We start from the raw sequence: 19,572 nt of genomic DNA, 5'->3' as shown, positions 1-19,572 counted from the left end.
ATCATTTCTCCTCATAATAGTTAGCTTTTAACGTTGTCTTTTTAATAAACTTATCGAAAATGACAAGCATGGCTGGTAGGAAGCAGATCACCATAATGAAAGCAAGTAATGCCCCTCTTCCAAGTAATAATCCGATTGATGAAACCATTGGGTTCGAAGAGGTAATCCATAGAATAAATCCTACGCTCGATAGAATCGAAGCGGAGATTGAAATAGAAAATAACTTTTCATCCAGTGATTTCTTTATAGCCTTCATAGCCGACATTTCTTTTCGATTCTCTTTATAATCTTCCATCAGTAAAATCGCATAATCCACCGTTGCTGCAAGCTGTACCGTACTGATAATCAGGTACCCTACAAAAGATAAGGAGGAACTACTAAAATATGGAACAGATAAATTGACCCATACAGCACATTGAATCGTTACCAGTAAGATTAAAGGAATCGAAATAGATTTAAACGTGATCAATAGTACTATTGCAATCGTAATGATTGTTAATAAATTTACGAGTGTATTATCTTTTAACACCGTATTTTTAATATCATACAATGTGACACTTTCACCTACACTAAACGCCTTATCGCCATAATAACTAGCTGCTGTCTCTTGTACCGTTTCTACAATCGAAAACGGTATATCTCCTTCTGCACTTGCATTTGTATAAAGAATAATCCGACTATAGTTCTCTGAAAAGAATTCATTTGTAATCGACTCATCTAAATAATCCGAGGGGATCACAGAGCCAACTGTCGTTACATAAGAAATCACGTTTGTCACATGATTAATCTCTTCTAATTCTTGTACGAGCTCCGTCTCTTTTGCTACATCACCCTTAGGCACTAATAAAACAAGTGGTGTAGACTCACCAAAGACTTCTTTTATTTCAATTAAATCACTTCCAGCACGAGTGTTTTCTGGTTGCTCGCCAAGACCATAAATAAAGTCCGTGTTACTTTGAGCTAAAAAGGCCGGAATAAGAATAACAAAGGCAAGTATTAAACTTGGTATTCTTATTTTGATCAGTTTATTTCCGATCCCTTTGAAACTTGGAACAAAGTTCTTATGCTTGGTTTTATCCATCCATTTATAAAAGAGCAGAGTCAGAGCTGGTAAGAATACCATGACACTAATAAAACTTAGGACAATCCCTTTAACTAAATTCAAGCCTAGGTCCGCACCGATTTGGAAGTTCATAAGCATTAGTGCAGTAAAGCCAAAGAATGTTGTTGCTGCACTTGCTGTAATCGCTGAAAACGATTTTTTCATTGCAAGCTGCATCGCTTCTTCTGGATTATTTGTTTTCTTCAAATAGTCTGAAAAACTATGTAGTAGAAAGATCGCGTAATCGAGTGAAACGGCCAGTTGCAAAATCGGAGCAACGGATTGTGTGATAAAGGAGACTTCTCCTAAAAAGATGTTTGTCCCTAAATTAATCAGGACTGAAACACCAATGGCTGTCAGGAAAAACACTGGCTCTACCCAAGAAGTCGTTGATAAAACGAGAATAAGGATAATAATTGGTACCAATAACATGGCTGCATAGAGAGATTCGTTACCAGCCATTTTTTGTGAAGTTGCTGTATTTAACGCTTCACCGGCAACTGCACCTTCCTCTCCAATTAATTCATATATTTCATCGGTAATGGCAACCTCTTCTCCACTCTGAATACTTAAAGAAAACAGTGCTTTGCCATCCTTATAATAATCATCTACAATCTCAGTGTCTGCCATTTCTAATGGAGTTTTCAAATCGATCATATCATCTAACCATAACACATCAGAAACACCATCAATAGCGGTTAGTTTTTCTTTGTATTCCAGTGCCTCTTGCACCGTCACGTCATTGACCATGACCCTAGAATTCGGGACCGCACCGGTAAATTCCTTTTCCATAATATCGAGCGCTTTTGTTGATTGAGCATCATCAGGTAAGTAATCTACCATATTATAATTAACTGACACAAAGAATTGTGCCACTGATGAGAGTACCGCAATGAGCACAAAAGCAATTACAATCATTTTTTTATGTTTTAAAATTCGTGCTGCAATGCCAATAATCATTCACCCTTTCCTTGAGTTCCTATCATTTTTACTTTATTATTATAACGACATCGTGTTGGTTATTCAACAAACAGTTCTCCTCAATTCGTCCAGTTGACAACATTTATTGCAAATATGTTGGATTACGTAAAAAATAAAGGTGGCACATAATGACTTCTAAACTTGACAGGCGCAAAAAATATACACATATGGTTTTAAAGGATAGTTTAATAAAGCTATTAAAGGAAAAGAAGATCTCTTCGGTTACAGTAAAGGAAATATGTGAGCAAGCTGATATAAACCGTTCAACCTTCTATTCCCATTACTCAGATCAATATGATTTACTCAATAAAATTGAAGAAGAAATGATTGAGGATATGAATAAAACCCTTAGTGCATACAATCTTTCCGAAAAAGAAGAAGCACTACAAATGACCGAAAACGTATTAGAGTATTTAGCTACAAACCGCGAAGTATGTCAAACTCTCTTAAGTGAGAACGGTGATACATACTTTCAAAAGCGTGTCATGATGATCACCCAACAATATACAATGAAAAATTGGATGGTCGATAATACCACTGACGAAACCATGTCAGAGTATATCAGTTTATTAGTGATAAGTGGTAGCATTCACGTTATCCAAAGTTGGCTGAATAATGGTATGGATAAATCACCTAAAGAAATGGCAGCAATGATCAATAACTTTGCAAATAAGGGGCTTTCTTCGTTACAGTAGTGGATGAAAAATTTTCAGGAGAACATAGTCTATAAAATAATTATCCTAACTAAAGGAAATCTCACTTCTATATAGAAGTGAGATTTCCTTTTTTATGTCTTTACTTTATCAGTATAATCCCTTATTGAACAACTTCCTCTCCTTGGTAAATCCGAAAGGCTGGAACAATAGTGTCCGAAACAATTTCTTTGCCATTTTCACGAATGAAGTCCAATTTATAATAGGACTCAAACCTTTGGCTGATTTCCGTTTTCACAAGTTCGGGAGGAGTGACGACAATGAATTGGAACTTCAGCTTTTCGGCTACTGCGAAGATCGGGTCAAGGACATGAGCTGATGCTGCTTGTCCGAACGGATTATCACAGACTAATGGAACCCAACTATGATCTGTTTCGCTTTTGACCGATAATAGCATCATCATCATGACCATTCGCGCTGATAGCTTTTGTCCTCCACTACCATCGGATTTTGTTTTAGAGCCTTGATTAATTGTCTGCCAGGTTGAATAATGCTCTCTTTGCGGTTTCCCGTACATGAAGGCATTATCTGTTCGCATATTATAAACGAGTAGCTCAGGATATCGGTTACGAAGTGATACAAATAAAATTTGCTCATCACTTATCAGTTGGTTTATTTCTTGGTCTAAGGCTCGATTTTGATCATCAATCAAATCAAATTGTTTGGTGATTTTGTTAATGGCCGTTACAAAATGCTGCTTTAGAAGTGGCTCAATATCTTCAGCCTTTTTCGGTAAGATATCCTCTTTTAGCTGGACCAACGGAAAGGATCCTCGTTCATTTTTCACTTTCATTTTCGCAATCATTGAACGAATCGCCTCTGAAATGCTCATCACTTTCATGCTAGCACGGCTTGCCCAGAAGTTTTGTGCCTTTTCTGCTCTTTCTTTATCGCGTTCTAATTGTTCCAAACCACTTTGTGAAAAACGTTTCATATTTTTCACAACACTTTGAATATGTGTATAATGTCTTGTGTCCATATGGTCTAGCGTTGTTAATACTTCATTTTTAAAACGAATCTCCCAATCTTTCCCTTCAATTGTGAGCTTTACATTACGCAGAGATTGTTCGATTTTCGCGTGTTTCTCTTGTCCTTCTTCCTGAATAGCTTGATGTTTTTCACACCAGGAGAGAATACAGGCTTTCCCTTGACTCTTTATTTTTTCGATATCCTGCTCAGTAAATGCTGCAGCTTCCTCCTTTAGGATAACAGACAAGGTTAACAAATCGCCTTCATAACCAGTTATATTCGTTTCTGTTTCTTTTAAGTGCTTCTCAGTATTCTTACTTTCCTCTTTTGTTATTTTCGTTACGTCTTTTATTTCTACGGCCTTTACTTCTAGATCGAGTGTCTCCCATTCTTCAGGTTGCTTTTCATGCTTGACCACTTTCTTTGCTAACTTTTCACGCTGTTCGGTCGCGTGCTTGAAGGACGTTTCAGCTACGGTTACAGCCGTTCCTTGTTCCCGTTCTTCTTTTTCCGCAGTTTTCATTTCTTTCTGTGCTGTTTGCAACATATTTTCTAATATACTAATAGGTTCATCGGGTTCTTGTGCTTGATTCCAATCCTTATTATGAGTATTGAGTTTTTTCTCTAATTTCTTTTGCTGTTTTTGTTCGCTTTCTTTTTTCGCCTGAATCACGAGTAATTCTCTGGATTGTTCTTCTTTTGATTTTTGCAGCTGTTTTAGCTCATCAATGCTTCCATTTAGCTCTTCTACTATTTGTAGGGATAAACGCGGAACCTCTTCATACAGATCTGCTTTTTCATCAGGAGGAAAGGTCGCTTCTTCTATAAAAAAGGCAATTTCCTTTATATGTTGTTCGATTGTAAGTTTCCATTCGAAATACGTTTGATTCCATTTGTTTTGCAGGTCAACGTTCGTTTGGTGCTCGATGTTTATTTCTTGCTGCTCTATGCTCAATGCTTCTTTATGTTTCTCTTTTTCTAGTTTCACCCGTTTATTTTCTTGATGAAGCGTTCTTTCTCGCTCAAGATCCACTAACGTTTCAACATCTTTTGAAAGCTTTTCGACCTCTTGCTTCGTATTCTCTAACTCTTCTTTTAGCTGAAGCAGTAATTCTTTTTCTTTTTCCTCTTGTGTGATCATGTCCTGTAATTGAGTTTTCTTCGTATTAAGGACATTCTGTTCCTGATTAATCGCCTTTTCAATATCACTAGAAAGCTCACCAGCTAAAAATCGATCGATTTCTTTTAACATACGTCGTAAAGAGGTTTCTGTTTTTTCAATTTCAATCAGAGTATCTTTCTTTTCTTCTATTTGTTTAGCAATTTGTATTTTCCAGTTGGTGAATTGATTTTTCTCCGTTACTAGCTCTTTCTCCGTGCCATGAATCATCACTAAGGATGGTTGCTTATTTTCCTTGTTCATATCCTCACGCAAGAAAATCGGAACAGGACTTTTAAACATTCTCCCTGCTAAAACCTGTTGATTAATTTTTTGCCATTGATGCTGACTTACGACTAATCCGTATGGTAAAAGCGGATATGTGACAAGGTAATTCGCCATCTCTTCCATGCTTAATGATTGAAGAAATTGAGTTCCGTAAAACACATCAATACCAGTCTTCTCATCGATCGATTCCTTTAATTCTTTCACATCTTTATTCGGAATCCAGAAATGCTCGTCATTTAAAGAGTGGTCTAGTTGTGTTTCCCAAAGTTCTTTTTTAAGTTGTTCACCTTGTTGCAGATTTAGACCCACTATTTCTTCTATCTGTATGGCATATTTCGATAAGAGTGAGTGAGTAAATGGCTCTGATACATCATCTAATAAACCATGAAGCTTATCTGCAAGTTTTGCCTCTCGTTGCTTTTTCTCTTCATTGGCTGCCTTTAGTTCTTCACACTTTTCTTCTGAAAACTGAATCGATTGGCCGAGTGTACCACGTGAATTCGCCAGTTGATTTTGCCGTTCACTAGATTGTTTCTCTTTTTCTTGCAGTTCTACTAATTTAGCCTTTTTGTCTTCAATTTGTTTAGAGAGACTCTCGATAAACCCCTTTAAATCATAGGTTAAGCGGTCACCAAACTTTTTAATAAGCGTTGCTTCCTTTGATTCAAAGCTATGCATTTGTGTATATAAAAAGTCAATTTCCGTACTAAGCTGAGCAATGTCTTTTGTCTTTTGTTTATCTTGTCTGGACAGCTCAGTTGCTTTTTTCTTTAAGAACTTTTGATACCCCGCATACTGCTTAACAGCTTCTTGTATCGATTGAAAGGAATGCTCCCATTCAGTTGCTGCTTCCTTTTTGATTTCGTCCATTCTTTGATTCACTTGCTCTAAGCCACTATTTTGTTCCAGCGTGATAATCTGCTGTGAAAGAGAGCGAATGGTTTGTTCGTTTTCACTCCACTCTTTCAATAATAGCTGAAAAGAAAGCTCTTCTTTTCGTTCCTGTTTCCCTTGAACGAACTCTTCTAAAGATGTATGCTTTTTCTTTTCTTCATCTAATTTCTTTTCCCAATCCAAAACCTCTCTATGCGCTTTTGCATATTCTAAGTTGTCTTTTTGATAGCGTAAATCAGCTTGCTTTAGCGTTAATTTCTCAATATCCTTTTCTAACATCAGGATCGTTTCTGCTTCCGATTGCTTTAAATGCTCTAATGCTCCAAGAAATTGTCTTCCTAGCTTTGTACTTTCTTCGACAATTTCCTTATGCTCGACTCCTTTTGCTAAGTGCTCTTCAAATGGAACAATGTCTTCTAAAAACTCTTTATGTGCTTGCTCTCTTTTTAAAAGTACAGGTAGGTCCTTGGCAATACTTGCCTGGCTCTTAAAAATCTCCACCAAATCATTCTTTTGATGTTCGGTTCGATGCAAGACTTGACTAACAGTGGGGATGATTCGTTTTTGGAACAGAGAATGATCATCTTCTGCTCCCTCAAAGTATTTCCCAACCCCGCCTTCATCTTTATTGATGTCCTTCATAATATCCCAGTCTTTACGGTTAATTCCATATGTATCAAGGATGCGATAATGTTTTTTCGTATCTCGGTAAACGTCATATCCATTCCATTTTAAATAATCCTTCAAGCTTTCCGTTTCAGCCACTTCATCATTTTCATAGAGTGGAATATGTTCAAGCGCTGCTTCTTCATTCCTTTCATATTCTCTTGTATAAAAGCTAATATTAGGAAGGATCTTTGCTTCTTGTTCTAGTGTTTTGCTGTCATTTCCACTTTCTTCACTCATCGAAATCCGCTGTTCGGCTGAGAACATCCCTCCAGTTATCAGATGCCTACGGTCAGCACCGTCCAATTCCCATTGAATGACAACATGAAAGGTATATGGAATAAATTGCTCTTTATTATTAAAAAAGAACTGTTGGTAATAACGATTGTTTTGTTTTCCCCACGCGGTTCCTGGTTTGAGTATTTGGAAGATCGTTTGAAGGAATACACCTTTACCTCCGCCATTCATCATCGCAATGAGGCCATTTGTTGATGTCTCTTCGTTATGGAAATGAAATGTTGTATCTTTATATTGCTTTTGCATGCCATCATATTTCAGGCCAACAATTCTAATTCGATGGATTTTCGGCATGCTCATCCTCCTCTGTTGTCATCATTTTCTTAAACATTTCATACCGGTCATAGTCGTGATACAGGTATTCAATTCGCTCAAAAAGCTCTTGTTTTGGAATCACCTTGGGAATATCGTCGCGATCAAGAATAACGATCAAACCCTCCGTCTCTAATAAACGCATTGCACTTGCAATTAAACCAATTCTCGTTCGTCTATTACCTTTTTTCATCCCATAATCTTCAGTATCAACCTCCATGTACTTCCATGTTGTCACAACATCCGTCATATCAATTCTTTCTTCTTCTCCGAAGCTAGGTTTCGCTTTAAGTATGCTTTCCCAATTCACAATGAGGTCGTTAATATGCCGTTCTAATGCATAATAGCTAATTCCTTCCCGTTTCGTACGGACCTTCGCAGCCTGATTACGGTCTATTGATGCTAAAAAAGACATAATAACTACACTAATAAGATGAAAATGTTTTTTATTTTCGATTTGCTTATGCTTTTCTTTCATGTGGGTAAAATTCGTAGCAAAGACGGAGCCTGTTGGCTGGACAACTAATTGAATGCGTTTAGGTGATTCAATGATGTATGTACCTGATTCGTCTGCTAATAAAAGAACCGTCTGTCTCACTTCCGGATCAAAATACGTCTGGAAATGCTCACTATTTTCGTCGATCACTTTATCCTTAACTAACGAAAAATAGATAGCTGATGCTTTTTTGATCGTTTCTGCATTCATCCTTAATCCTCCTCTACACATAGTTTAAAAGGGGTCATTTTCATTCGTTGCCATAGAATAGGCTCTGCTCGATGATCAAAATCGGTAAAAATCTTCATGCCTTCAAACACTTGAAATTGCGGATATTCCATCATTAATTTATAAAGGAGAATTTCCCTCTCATCACTAAATGTTTCTTCCTTCCGATGTAAGACTTGAATCTTCAGTGGCTTTTTATCAAACATCATCCATAAATCAATCGATTCAGATTCCTCAAACCATAGATCCTGCACCTCTAATGACAGATCCGCTAAATCCGCTAACGAAAACTGTTTGTATGTTTGTAAATATTGAAAAACATAACTCCATGCCTTAATAACAGAATCCCAATTCGTCACCCGCTGCATCGTAATGCCTTCTTCTACCTCTTCTTCAATTACCGGATTCATCTCATGATTTTCATCGAATTCTTGCTCTCCCCAAATCCAATCAAGTGGTAAAATAAATTCATTCTTCGGTGAAAATAATGGAGATAGGACTCTTTCTAGTTCCGTCATACGATGAACTCCTTGCTTCATAAACCAATTTTCATAAAAATGCTCTCGAAATGAAACTAGACTGTTTTCCCAAAACAATGAAGGGTTTTCCGCTTTTAATTTCATCTCATATGAAATATTCTGAATGACTAGCTTAGCAAACCGATCATGTAATTGCCTTGTATGGCCAATTTTTTCTTGGAGAAGCATCAATTCTTTCTGAATATAATCATCTTCTTCATTTCTTCGTTTCGTTTTATCTATCATACTAGTGATTGTACGAAAGTGATTTTTTTCTTCTTCAAATTGCGTTTCAATTTCTACACGATTGTCTGCCCTTTGCATTTCCTCTTCAACCAATAAGATTTTGGGATTATTAATCATTTCCTTTTGAAAGGTGAATTCATTTGCCATTAAGCGGTTTACTCGTGAAATGAGGTGATCGAGGTTTCGTATAGCTTTTCTAAAATTACCATTTTTAATTAACTGCAAACTATAGAGTTGTTCAATCGTGATCGAGAATTCCTCAGCCATTTCCCTGCTCATAAAAATCATTTCCTGAGCAACATCTGTGAGTTTATAAATTATAGATCCGCCCATCTCTAAATTCGTATATAATTCATCCATTGTGACATATCGGAAGACCTGAATCTCCCAAGATTGTCTGATTTCATCGTAGTATAAAGCTTCAAACGGTTTACTAAACTCTTCTTTTCCTTGATATAAAAGCCCACTCGTAATCCGTTCAATTTGCTTATCGTCTGCTAAAAGTTTCATTTGTTTAATGGAATCCTGCACCATATGGTTGATATCGGATTTGCGTCTATGATCATCATCATTTAATTCTCTGTAAAAAATAGTGAGGAGCACTTGCATGAGAATGGTTTGGATATGAGGTTTCAGCTCACCGACTTCCATTCCCCTCCCAAGCTCAAACAGTGGATTTAATCGTTGCATTCGCTGGGCGAATCCTTCCCATGATTCGTTCACATCCATCTCCTCCAAGTTTCGATTGTTAAGACTTCTTGTGGGATCCGCTTATTTTCCTGCCACAATTGCCGTAATAATACTTGCTCATCTTCAGTAAACCATTGACAGAATATATCTAAGTATTTTATGTTTTGTGTTTGACCGATTTTCTGGTTATTCTTTTGTTCCATACACTCAAGCATTTTGCGGTATATTTTTAAAGCAGGCTGAATACAGCAATCCGGGTATTTTTCAATAAGGCGAATGACAATCCCATATCCTGCGGCATCAAGATCTCCTGCGTAATAGAAAAGATAGGATTTTGGCGGAAACATTCCGAAGAAAAAGGAAAAGCTCCGTTCAATTTTAGTCCCTTCACCATATATAATCAGTTCAGGTTCATAATCAAGTAGTCCTGCTTCCAATAATTTAATAGAAGTATGGAAGAAAGATAGATTTTCAACGATCAGTACCCGCTGAATATCGTTTATTTCTTTGCCCTGTTTCATCCAAAACACAAAAGGCTCCCCATAGTTGACCATTTTAAGTTGCTCTTCTGGTATCTTAACTCTAGCTAAAAAACCTTTTCCTTCAGGAAAGAGATCACTGTCTAGTAAGAACTTTTCTTGTCCAAAGAGCTCCAGGCTTCTTTCCTCGACAGATACGATTTCCCGTTCCTCATCTGAATGAAGAAACGTATATACATTTTGGATTCGCGTCCATTCCTCTTTCGTTTGCCATTGTGGATGACGTTCATAAAAGGAAAAATCAAACTGATCACTTAATTTCATCATCTCGAGACGATCCCATTTTGCTTCCTGAACTTTTATATTCACCCAGTAATATAAGGCAAGCGCTGGTGTTTTTCCATTGTATTGATTATTTTGAATAGGGATCAGTTGTCCTTCAGCTTGCAATCTTTCAATTGCATGATAAAACAACGAATAACCGTCCATTTCATAATAATCATCCAAAAGCTTGCGTAACTGATGTTCTAAATCGTTACTATTTATTTTCTTTTTTTGTTTAGGGTGTTGAATATCTCCAATAAAACCTCTCACCCTTGTTTCAATGATATCGATTGTACCCACCTACTTACATTCTCTTCATTCTCTGGTATAGATCCTACTACCCAATTTGGCCATCATTATATTAATATTATAAACTTAAAAGAGGTGCCTGTCACTTTTGCCTACGTGCAAAAGTGACAGGCACCAACGAAGTTTATACAGTCATTTTCCAACTTGATAATGCCAACCAGTTTTCTTTTTCTTTGTAGTCAGGCATAATATGTCCAACAAGGCGCCAAAAGGATCGATCGTGATTCATATGGACCATGTGACACATTTCGTGAACAACTACATAGTCAATGATCTCACGTGGTGCCATGGACAACCTCCAATTAAATGTTAATTGTTGTTTTGAATCACAGGTTCCCCATGTCCTTTTACTGTCAGAAATACGGATTGATCGTGGTTTTGTTTTGAAGTTATGTTGATATGAAGAGATACTTTTCTCTACGACTGTTTTACACTGCTGGTAATAAAAACGTTTTAATGCTTGTTTTATTTTTTCATCATTAAGCTGCTTTACATGGACGTGTAGTATTTCTCCTTCAAATACAACATGGTCTTGCGTTACACTTACATCTTGGAAAATCTTTATCGGATAGGCGTTTCCTAAATATAGAAAGTTTCCGCCTTGCTCATAAATCTTTTCTTGTGGTCCCTTCAATCTATCATTCATTTCTGCTGCTTTTTCCTGAATGAGGTCCCACTTTTCCTCTATTAACTGAAGTACTCTTTCATCAGCTGTCCCTTTCGGAGCCTGGACTTCAACATTCCCATTGCTATCTATCGAAATCCCTATGGAAGTTCTATTTTTGTACTTTATGTCAAAACGAATTGTCTTACCTGAGTAGGTATGTATCATGTTATCACCTGTAGGACCCTTAATGCCCTTATCCCTTGTGTTTATTTACTCGTTATTTTTAGAAATTCCTGTCGAATTCATCTCCATATATTTTATCGTTCTTTTTCTCTTTTTTCTTAAATGGTGTTTTTGCAGAGAATGTTATTTTCCACCCAAAGTACTAATGTACCATGAATCCAGAATCTATTCTATGTAGATTTGTAACTTGATTATTAAACAAATCGTCCTAATAAATCCTTCCCATCAAAGAACAATTCAGCCTAGTTCAAACAGAAAAGGTAAAACCTTTCCGCTATAAAGCGAATAGACTTTACCTTTCTCTGTTATAAAGTTCAAAAGAGTATAATCCCGACCTAACTAATCTAATAGTCTCATAGTAATAACAGTACTTTGCCTTGATTTTCTTTCTAAATGGATGACAATCCCTGTTAAGATTAACATGACCCCAACAACAAACCAATTGAACAAGTTGGTTGCAGTATCTGGTAGAAACTTGTTGTTCGAATCTACAAGATAAGTGTTATCCTCATCATCTTCATTCTCTACATTTTTATTGTTGGTATTATTATTGATTTGGTTGGTACCATTCTTGTTACTTTTGTTCGTACCGTTGTCTTTACTATTATTTTTACCATTGCTATTGTTATTACTGTTGTTATTGCCATTGTTGTTGTTTCCGTTATTGTTTCCATGTCCATTTCCGTTGTCTTCATCAGGTTCTTCCTGTTCCTCATCTTCGTCTTTTCCCGGAATTTCACCTTCGGAGGACTCGAAATCACCTGTATGAAAACGGAAGATATTAGATGTTCTCGTAGCTCCAATTTCATCGGTAATGTCCATATACCAAAAGTACGTGTCATTTGGCTGTAAGCCTGTCCACTCGGTAGTAGCGATATCACCTGATACCACCGCTTCGTCAACACCAATTAACTGATCAGAATATACATTCACACTGAAGTAATCAGTAGCTACACGCTTATTGATATCCATTAATTGATAGTCAGCTGTGAAGCTATCCACGCCTTCTTCATCAAAGAAATTATAGTCATCTAAAATTGGCGAATAAGTTTCAATACTTACACTTTCATCGACTGGATTAAAGGTTAAGTAACGTACATATCCATCTCCACCGTTCGGTCCGCCTTGGTAATCCGCAAGCATTTCAAGCACTTTCCGAGTCGATCCATCTTTATTTGGAATTTCAGAAACGCGTGTTGCGACACCATGGTAATGACCACCCATGACCATTTTTACATTCTCATTTGGCACAATGATTTGATCGTACACATTTTGCGACATTTTCGATAAGGTTGCACTGTATTCTAAATACGCGTGCATGACTAAAATCGCGTTACGGTCCGAATGTTTTTGTAAGGCTTCATTTGCCCAGGCAATTGATTCTGGTGTATCCTCCAGACCAAAACCAAGGTAGAGAACAATGAAATCATGGCCTCCAAATGATACTAGATCATAATGGTTTCTGTTATTATCCATGGATCCACCATACCATGGATTCGTTTCATAACGATCTTCTCCAACCCATTTATGGTAATAAGAATAATCGATTCCATCAATTATCGCATCATGATTCCCAGCAAGCACACCGTATGGTACCCCAGCGTTATCTAGCTTTTGTAAATTACGATCCGTGACAGCCCATTGCTCATCACTATTCGCAACATTAACAAGGTCCCCGGAGTGAATGGCATACTCAAACTCTCCGTTATTGTATTCGTCGACGATCCAATCACCTAAACCATCCCAAATATACTGATACGATTCCGCATAATACTGAGTATCAGTAAACCAGAGTATCTTAAATGGATCATTTGCATTTTTCACTTCATCCTGAACCATTGCTTGAATTTTACCATCTTTAATATATTTAGCCTTATCTACCTCAGCTGTAAGAACGATTTCGCTTTCAGCAGAATCGCCTGTTTCAGATTTTAAAGCCATCCATTTTTCTTCCCTATTGTCCCACGCATATAGTGTAACCTTACGATTTGGGAAGGTTTTCCCTTTCCAATAAAGTTCAACGGTATCTCCTTCGGTTAATTCTTCTTCAACAGTGACTTCAAACCGTTGATATGGGAAGCCCATCGTCGAATCATTTACTAGGTATTGTCCATCTTCATAAGCAAGTTTGGCTTGATCAGCCTCAGAAATCAACGTTTCACCTTCAGATACTACTGTTAACGGAGGTTCTCTGTCAGCAACATTGCTAAATCCATCTATTCCTTCCCCACCTGCAAAGTCATACTTGCTTCCTTCGTAGAAATGGACATTCAGTTTATCTTCACTTGGATCGGTAACACTCGCTTCAAGAGTTACTTTCTCAGAAACAACTTCACCAAAGTCTGATGGAGAAACTCCAGATGGCTGATTAGGTATTTCAGTACCAATTGAAAAATCCACCGAATACGATGATGAATTCCCAGCACCATCATAAACATTCACATGTAATTCATGCTCCCCCACTGCCAATTGTGCAGAAGATGTTTCATACGGAAATGTAATAGTATCACCATCAAGTGTTGCTTCAATTTTATCTAGACCCGTCATATTATCGTTTGCTTCTACATCAAAGGTGAAGTCGCCTTTCAATTGTGCTCCGTCAGTTACCATTGTCCCATTCGAATAAGAAATCCCCTCAATCACAGGATCAGTATTATCAACAGTGACCGTAGCAACATCTGCCTCAACGTCATCTTGATTCAGCTTGAGTTCATAAGGTCCATCTGCTAAAGCCATCGTATCTATTTCAGCATACTTAGCAGTCAATTTCTCATCTGGAATCGTAAAAATAAAATCACTTTTCATTGGCTTCGTAAAGTTTGTATTAGTTGGTGCACTACCGTCTCCTAACACATAGTATACATTTTCTTGATAAGGGATTTCCGTTTGCTGTAAATTCCCTAAATAGTTACGAACTTTTTCAGGTTTTATCGTAGTTCCATCTGGTAAAACAAGATGAACATTGATAACTTCAAAATCATCAAAATTGGTTTTATTAAAATGCTCTTCATGGGTATCTAGATCATAAGGAACATTTTCACCACCTGAATGAATCGAGACAATGCTATCAGAAATAAAATATCCAGGTGACATCTCATAGTTGTACCATGCCCCATCTACATAACTTGGTAAAATTCTAGTAAAGTATTCTCGTTCCCCAGCAGGATTTTTTGCACTTGCAGAGGCCTGATAAATATAGTCAATACCTCCAGCTTGGAAACCTAATTCCGCCTTACCTGGTAATGCAGGAGTTGTTGCAAGTTCCTCACCATTAAAGGACATTATCATGGAATCACTTGCGTTTTCGCCATATGCGTATAAACCAACCTTGCCGCTAACCATATCGCCGTCCTTTAAGGATAAACCGACCTCAGGTAGTTCCGTTCCAATTTCTCCTTCAATGACCGTGATTTGGTTTCCACGTGAATTATAAGGAACATTCGTTACATTGCCGCTCTCATCTTCAGCAATGACCATATAACGATAAGCACCCAAGTCATTAATATTCAAATTCACTTCATACACGTATTGACCATCTATTTGTTCCTTAATCTTCATTTCAAAACGATTGGTAAAATCGGTCAACAGATTTTCAGCTGTTCCATAAACAAGTTCAGCTTTTGCTAACTTTTCAGAGCTTGTTATCGTTATTTTATTGTCAGTACTTGCTTGCATTTGGTAGAACGGTTGATCATGCTTAATCATTGGAGCAACAACATCTTTTCCAGCAACTTCTGGAACTTGCCCCTCATCAATGCTACCAGGATTCGAAAATGGTCTTGTTTCGATGCGCTTCATTGATTTACCGGATTCAGGATACTGGAATAATACTGCACTATTCCGAATATCATTAATCATTCGATCTGGGCTGCCAACACTTGATGGATCATACCAAGCTTCAACAATCATATCGTCTAAGCTACCTGTACTTGAAATGGCTAACCCGCGCTGCAAAGAGTTAGGCAAGTTAAAGTCAGCAGAATTTTTATTATCATAAAAAACAATCTCATTCTCCGCGACGTTAGAATTGTAATGTGTATTGAAATCATCTGCTGTTGTATAACCAGCCGTAACAGCTTCCTTGGCAAACCAGATGATTCCCGCACTATACGGTTCTATAGCCGTATCTTCGGTTATTGTCCATTTTTTTGGTGCGGTGGTACTACTAGGATACAGATAGAAAAGGGAATATCCCTTCAAATTCAATTCTTCATCAGAGTTATTGTAAATCTCCATGAACTCATATTGATTTCCGCTACCCTTGCGATAGTCACCTGCAGGGTTTGGCGTCATTTCGGTAATTAAAATTTCCGGTTGCCCACTATCCTCAGGAGCATTTACATTGATTTCATAGATTTCTGATTGAACCGTTGACTCACTATCACTTGCTTCAATATAGTAATGGATCACACCTGGAGTAATAGAGTCAGCAGCAATACCATAGTTATAGGTTGAATTTTTGCCAGATTCCATTCCTGTTTCAGTAAATTCACCGTATGGGTTAAAACGGTAAAATAACTTCACCTCTAGTTTATCGCCATCCACATCATCCACCATTGCTTCTACAGTTAAATCTGTACTTGGTTTAACAGAAGCAACTGGGCTATGGCTAATAACCGGCTTTGTATTTGTTGAAGCGACAAGCTGCTCTGGTGCAACTACACCAGGGGTTGGTACTTCTTTTCGAAGATAAGCATCAGCGGTAACTCCCTCTTGTGGAACACGCGTATGAAGACTCATCCCATCAGAAACATCGTCACCAGTATATCTGATTTCACTAATAATCTTGTTTAGATCCTCTTTCATTGTGATATAGAAGCTTCGATCACTGCTGTTAGGTACTCCATCTTGGTTACGAACCATAAATACCGGCACTTCAGCAGGGATGTTATGATACGCTCTAAAATCGGCTTCTGTTAACTTTGCAGCATCATCTGTAATCGACTCGTGTGTTCGTTCTATCCATAGGACCGCTGGACTGTTTGCCGGAATCTTTATATTTCCATCACTTGCATCATTCGTGGCTGTTACAGCCAAATCTTTCGTTCCAGTTCGCCAGTCATAGCGAATTTTATACTTACCATTAAAATCGAGTTCCTCATCACCATGGTTGTATATTTCTACAAATTCAAATAAATCATTCGCTCCTGCCCCTGTGATGTCACTATTGTCTTTATCGTTTGGGTATACTTCTGTAAAAAAGATCGATCTAGCATTTTCTTCTGATGGTTCTTCTATTGGTTCTTCTATTGGTTCTTCTATTGGTTCTTCTATTGGTTCTTCTGGAGCTCCTTCTTGCTTGGTTGGAACGATTGCTACTTCAAAGGAATCAGATTGGACTAATGATAGCCCATCATTGAAAGTAATATAATATTGAACGGATTCTCCAACTATTTCTGTAGCTGGAATACGATAGGAATATCCGTCCTTATCGGCTATCATGTCGACACCTTTATACTCTTCTAACTCTCCATGGCGATAAAATAGTTTACCAGTTAGCGAGTCTCCTTCTGCATCTTCAACCATTGCTGTTACTGTTAAGTCCGATCCTTCTTCGATTGACTCAACAGAATTGTGAACAATTGTCGGTTCATTATTCACCACGGTCGGAATCAGTTGTTCTTTATTGACATCTCCTGTAGTTGGTTTCCCTTTTTTTTCAAAACTTTCCACTTTAAGGCCCTTTTGTGGGATCTTCGAATGATAACTTAAGCCATCTCCAACATCTTCACTTGTATAATGAATATGACTAATCACATCATTATTATCCTCTTTTTTTGTAATATAAAAACCTCTATCCACATTATTCAAGCCGTCTTGACCGCGTAATTTAAAGACGGGAACTTCGGCAGGAATGTTATGATAAGCCCTGAAATCTACTTCTGTTACTTCCGCTGCCGGACCAGTAATTTTAGAACTTGTACGCTCCACCCATAACACTGCAGGGCTATTCGCCGGAATAACAGTTTCAACATTTGTTGGGTCATCCACTGCTGTTACACTCATATCTTTTACATTGGTAAGATAATCATATCTAATTTTATAAAGACTATTAAAATCCAACTCACTATCATTTTGATTATAAATTTCGATGAATTCATATAAATCATTATCCCCCGCCCCTTCAATCTGGGCATTGGATTTATCATTGGGATACACTTCTGTAAACAATACCGGCATTGGATTCGCTTCGGTGGCAAGTTTAATCGTATTAGCAAGTACGCTGGTACTATGTGCAAATGGATTTAATAAAATAACCAAACATAAAATAATAGAAAATACTCGTTTCATCTTTTTCCTCTCTCTGACTCTATAAGTCTGTCTTTTATTTGGCGTCAAATTATAACAAGAATCAGTTCCAAAGACCCTTATTCCCCTCCTTTTTTTGATAAATTATCCTAAAAAAGACGCTACTATTAGTTTAAAGATGTAATATTTTCTAAATATTATGTTTTTTTATACTTTTACTAATTTAATGTAAATTGGCCTTTACAAAGAGAATTCATTAAAAGAGGTGCCTGTCACTTTTGCCTTTGTGCAAAAGTGACAGGCACCTCTTTTAAAAAGATGGTTTTATTTTGCATTCTCATCTGGTTGATGAATGCCGAATATATTTCCTTCCGTATCAAGATAATATCCCTGCCACGCCATTCCAGGAAGCGCATATTTTGGCATGGCTACCTTGCCGCCATTATTAAGAATTTTAGCTTCAATAGAATCGTACTCTTCCACTCCCATTGTACAGGCATACCCAGTTAAAGCTTGGTTAGGTTCTGGGCGAGGACCCTGACGTTGCATCAATGCTCCATTAACTCCAGGCTCATTCTCACCACCAGTCACAGCTCCAAAATAAGGCATTCCAGCATAACCAGTATAATCTTCAAATGTCCATCCAAAAACTTCTCCATAAAACGTTTTAGCACGGTCCATATCATCTACATGAATTTCGAAATGAACTAATCTTCCCATGATTTCCTCCTAATTTCTATTCGAACTTTGTTTTCCTTTAGCCATCTAGTATGTATTTACTTCCAGTTGTCTTTGGTACACCATCATCATTATTGTAACAAATATGGAAACTTATTCAATTGAATATACTGTAGTCAAAAGCTATACCACTGTTTTTAATTTTAATGTTAGAACTAGTGAAGGAAGATTACTTATCCTTCTAAATCTTTCACCATATAGTCATAATTATGTCCATTAATTTGGATGACTTTTTCCTCAATAAAACCTATTTTTTTATAAAGACCTTTAGCAGATGGATTGTCAAAAGCTACATTAAGTGAAACTCTAGTATATCCAATTTGTTTTGCCCTTTTTTCTACTTCTTTCATTAAAATTGTTCCTATTCCATATCCTTGAAATTTGGGACTAACACATATTGTATCAATGTAATAATCCCCAGGATCTGCTTCTTTATCAAAGCTAATGTCCTGATCAGGTTTCTTCTTTCTCAATTCACTTAGGATTGGTTCATCCAAAAAATGCGCATCATCTCCCCGATAAGAAATGATAATTCCTACCACTTCATCTAAAACATCCGCGATAATCGTATTTTGGAAACTAAGACGGTTATTTTTTTTATGAAAAAAGCAGCCTAAAGTTTCTCGGATATTTTCAGTATTTGTTTCACCAGTTAGCTGTTCAGCAATATCATCAATAGCAAGATGAATAAGTTCGGAAGCTTTCTTAGAATCCTTTTCAACCGCTAACCTGTACGTTAATTCTTGTGATACAGTTTCCCTCCAGCTTATTCTATTAGATACATCGCTAGAAGTGTCCCCTGTGATAAAGCAGCAAGATTCATCAGAATCTTGCCCAATATAATTGATTTGTTTACCTCTTTGTGCCATTGGTTTTTTTTCCAAAATACGATCTCCATTTAAATTATTTTTTTATCTTCTAATTCTATTGAGGAAAATTAGAGAGAATCACTGCTATTGTTCAAGTTATTTAGCGCATCTACTTATTAGCGTTATTCTAAAGTATTTGGTAGGTGAAGTTGTTTCAAAAGTCTTATAAGGTTTCTGACAGTGTGTTTCTCAGTA

10 protein-coding genes are annotated in these 19,572 nt (G+C 37.1%); 1 reads left to right on the top strand and 9 read right to left on the bottom strand.

Features of this window, described 5'->3' with window-relative positions:
• Position 1 precedes the first annotated feature (1 nt).
• Positions 2 to 2,062 carry an efflux RND transporter permease subunit gene (locus tag AC6CHR_RS05825; protein ID WP_498247593.1) on the bottom strand — a complete coding sequence of 687 codons (2,061 nt, stop codon included), beginning with the start codon at positions 2,060 to 2,062 and terminating at the stop codon, positions 2 to 4.
• A gap of 149 nt (positions 2,063 to 2,211) precedes the next feature.
• On the opposite strand from AC6CHR_RS05825, the gene AC6CHR_RS05820 reads away from it, so the two are divergent.
• A complete protein-coding gene (locus AC6CHR_RS05820; protein ID WP_498247592.1) occupies positions 2,212 to 2,778 on the top strand; it encodes a TetR/AcrR family transcriptional regulator in 567 nt (188 codons plus the stop codon).
• A 121-nt stretch (positions 2,779 to 2,899) separates the two neighbouring features.
• Here AC6CHR_RS05820 and AC6CHR_RS05815 read toward each other — a convergent pair whose 3' ends face one another.
• The 8 genes from AC6CHR_RS05815 to AC6CHR_RS05780 all read right to left on the bottom strand — a co-directional run bounded on the left by AC6CHR_RS05815 (position 2,900) and on the right by AC6CHR_RS05780 (position 19,392).
• Entirely contained in the window at positions 2,900 to 7,363 is a 4,464-nt protein-coding gene (locus AC6CHR_RS05815; protein ID WP_498247591.1) for a coiled-coil domain-containing protein, read from the bottom strand.
• Positions 7,341 to 8,087, bottom strand: a complete 747-nt coding sequence (locus tag AC6CHR_RS05810; RefSeq protein WP_498247590.1) for a DUF6063 family protein — start codon at positions 8,085 to 8,087, stop codon at positions 7,341 to 7,343. Before AC6CHR_RS05810 ends, AC6CHR_RS05815 begins: the two co-directional genes overlap by 23 nt.
• Before the next feature lie 2 nt (positions 8,088 to 8,089).
• The gene (locus AC6CHR_RS05805) at positions 8,090 to 9,598 is read right to left on the bottom strand and encodes a hypothetical protein (protein ID WP_498247589.1); all 1,509 of its coding nucleotides are present in this window, start codon (positions 9,596 to 9,598) and stop codon (positions 8,090 to 8,092) included.
• Positions 9,589 to 10,662: a Wadjet anti-phage system protein JetD domain-containing protein gene (locus AC6CHR_RS05800; RefSeq protein ID WP_498247587.1), complete on the bottom strand. Its 1,074-nt coding sequence runs from the start codon at positions 10,660 to 10,662 to the stop codon at positions 9,589 to 9,591. Before AC6CHR_RS05800 ends, AC6CHR_RS05805 begins: the two co-directional genes overlap by 10 nt.
• Positions 10,663 to 10,795: 133 nt before the next feature.
• Positions 10,796 to 11,503, bottom strand: a complete 708-nt coding sequence (locus tag AC6CHR_RS05795) for a M48 family metallopeptidase (protein ID WP_498247586.1) — start codon at positions 11,501 to 11,503, stop codon at positions 10,796 to 10,798.
• A gap of 357 nt (positions 11,504 to 11,860) precedes the next feature.
• The gene (locus AC6CHR_RS05790; protein ID WP_498247585.1) at positions 11,861 to 17,812 is read right to left on the bottom strand and encodes an LPxTATN C-terminal sorting signal domain; all 5,952 of its coding nucleotides are present in this window, start codon (positions 17,810 to 17,812) and stop codon (positions 11,861 to 11,863) included.
• Positions 17,813 to 18,094: 282 nt separating this feature from the next.
• Positions 18,095 to 18,490, bottom strand: coding sequence for a VOC family protein (locus AC6CHR_RS05785; protein WP_498247584.1), 396 nt, complete (start codon positions 18,488 to 18,490; stop codon positions 18,095 to 18,097).
• A gap of 191 nt (positions 18,491 to 18,681) precedes the next feature.
• Positions 18,682 to 19,392, bottom strand: coding sequence for a GNAT family N-acetyltransferase (locus AC6CHR_RS05780; RefSeq protein ID WP_498247583.1), 711 nt, complete (start codon positions 19,390 to 19,392; stop codon positions 18,682 to 18,684).
• Positions 19,393 to 19,572: the final 180 nt, after the last annotated feature.

Source organism: Metabacillus sp. GQ13 (assembly GCF_059758525.1).
This window is presented reverse-complemented; position numbering and strand designations above follow the sequence as displayed.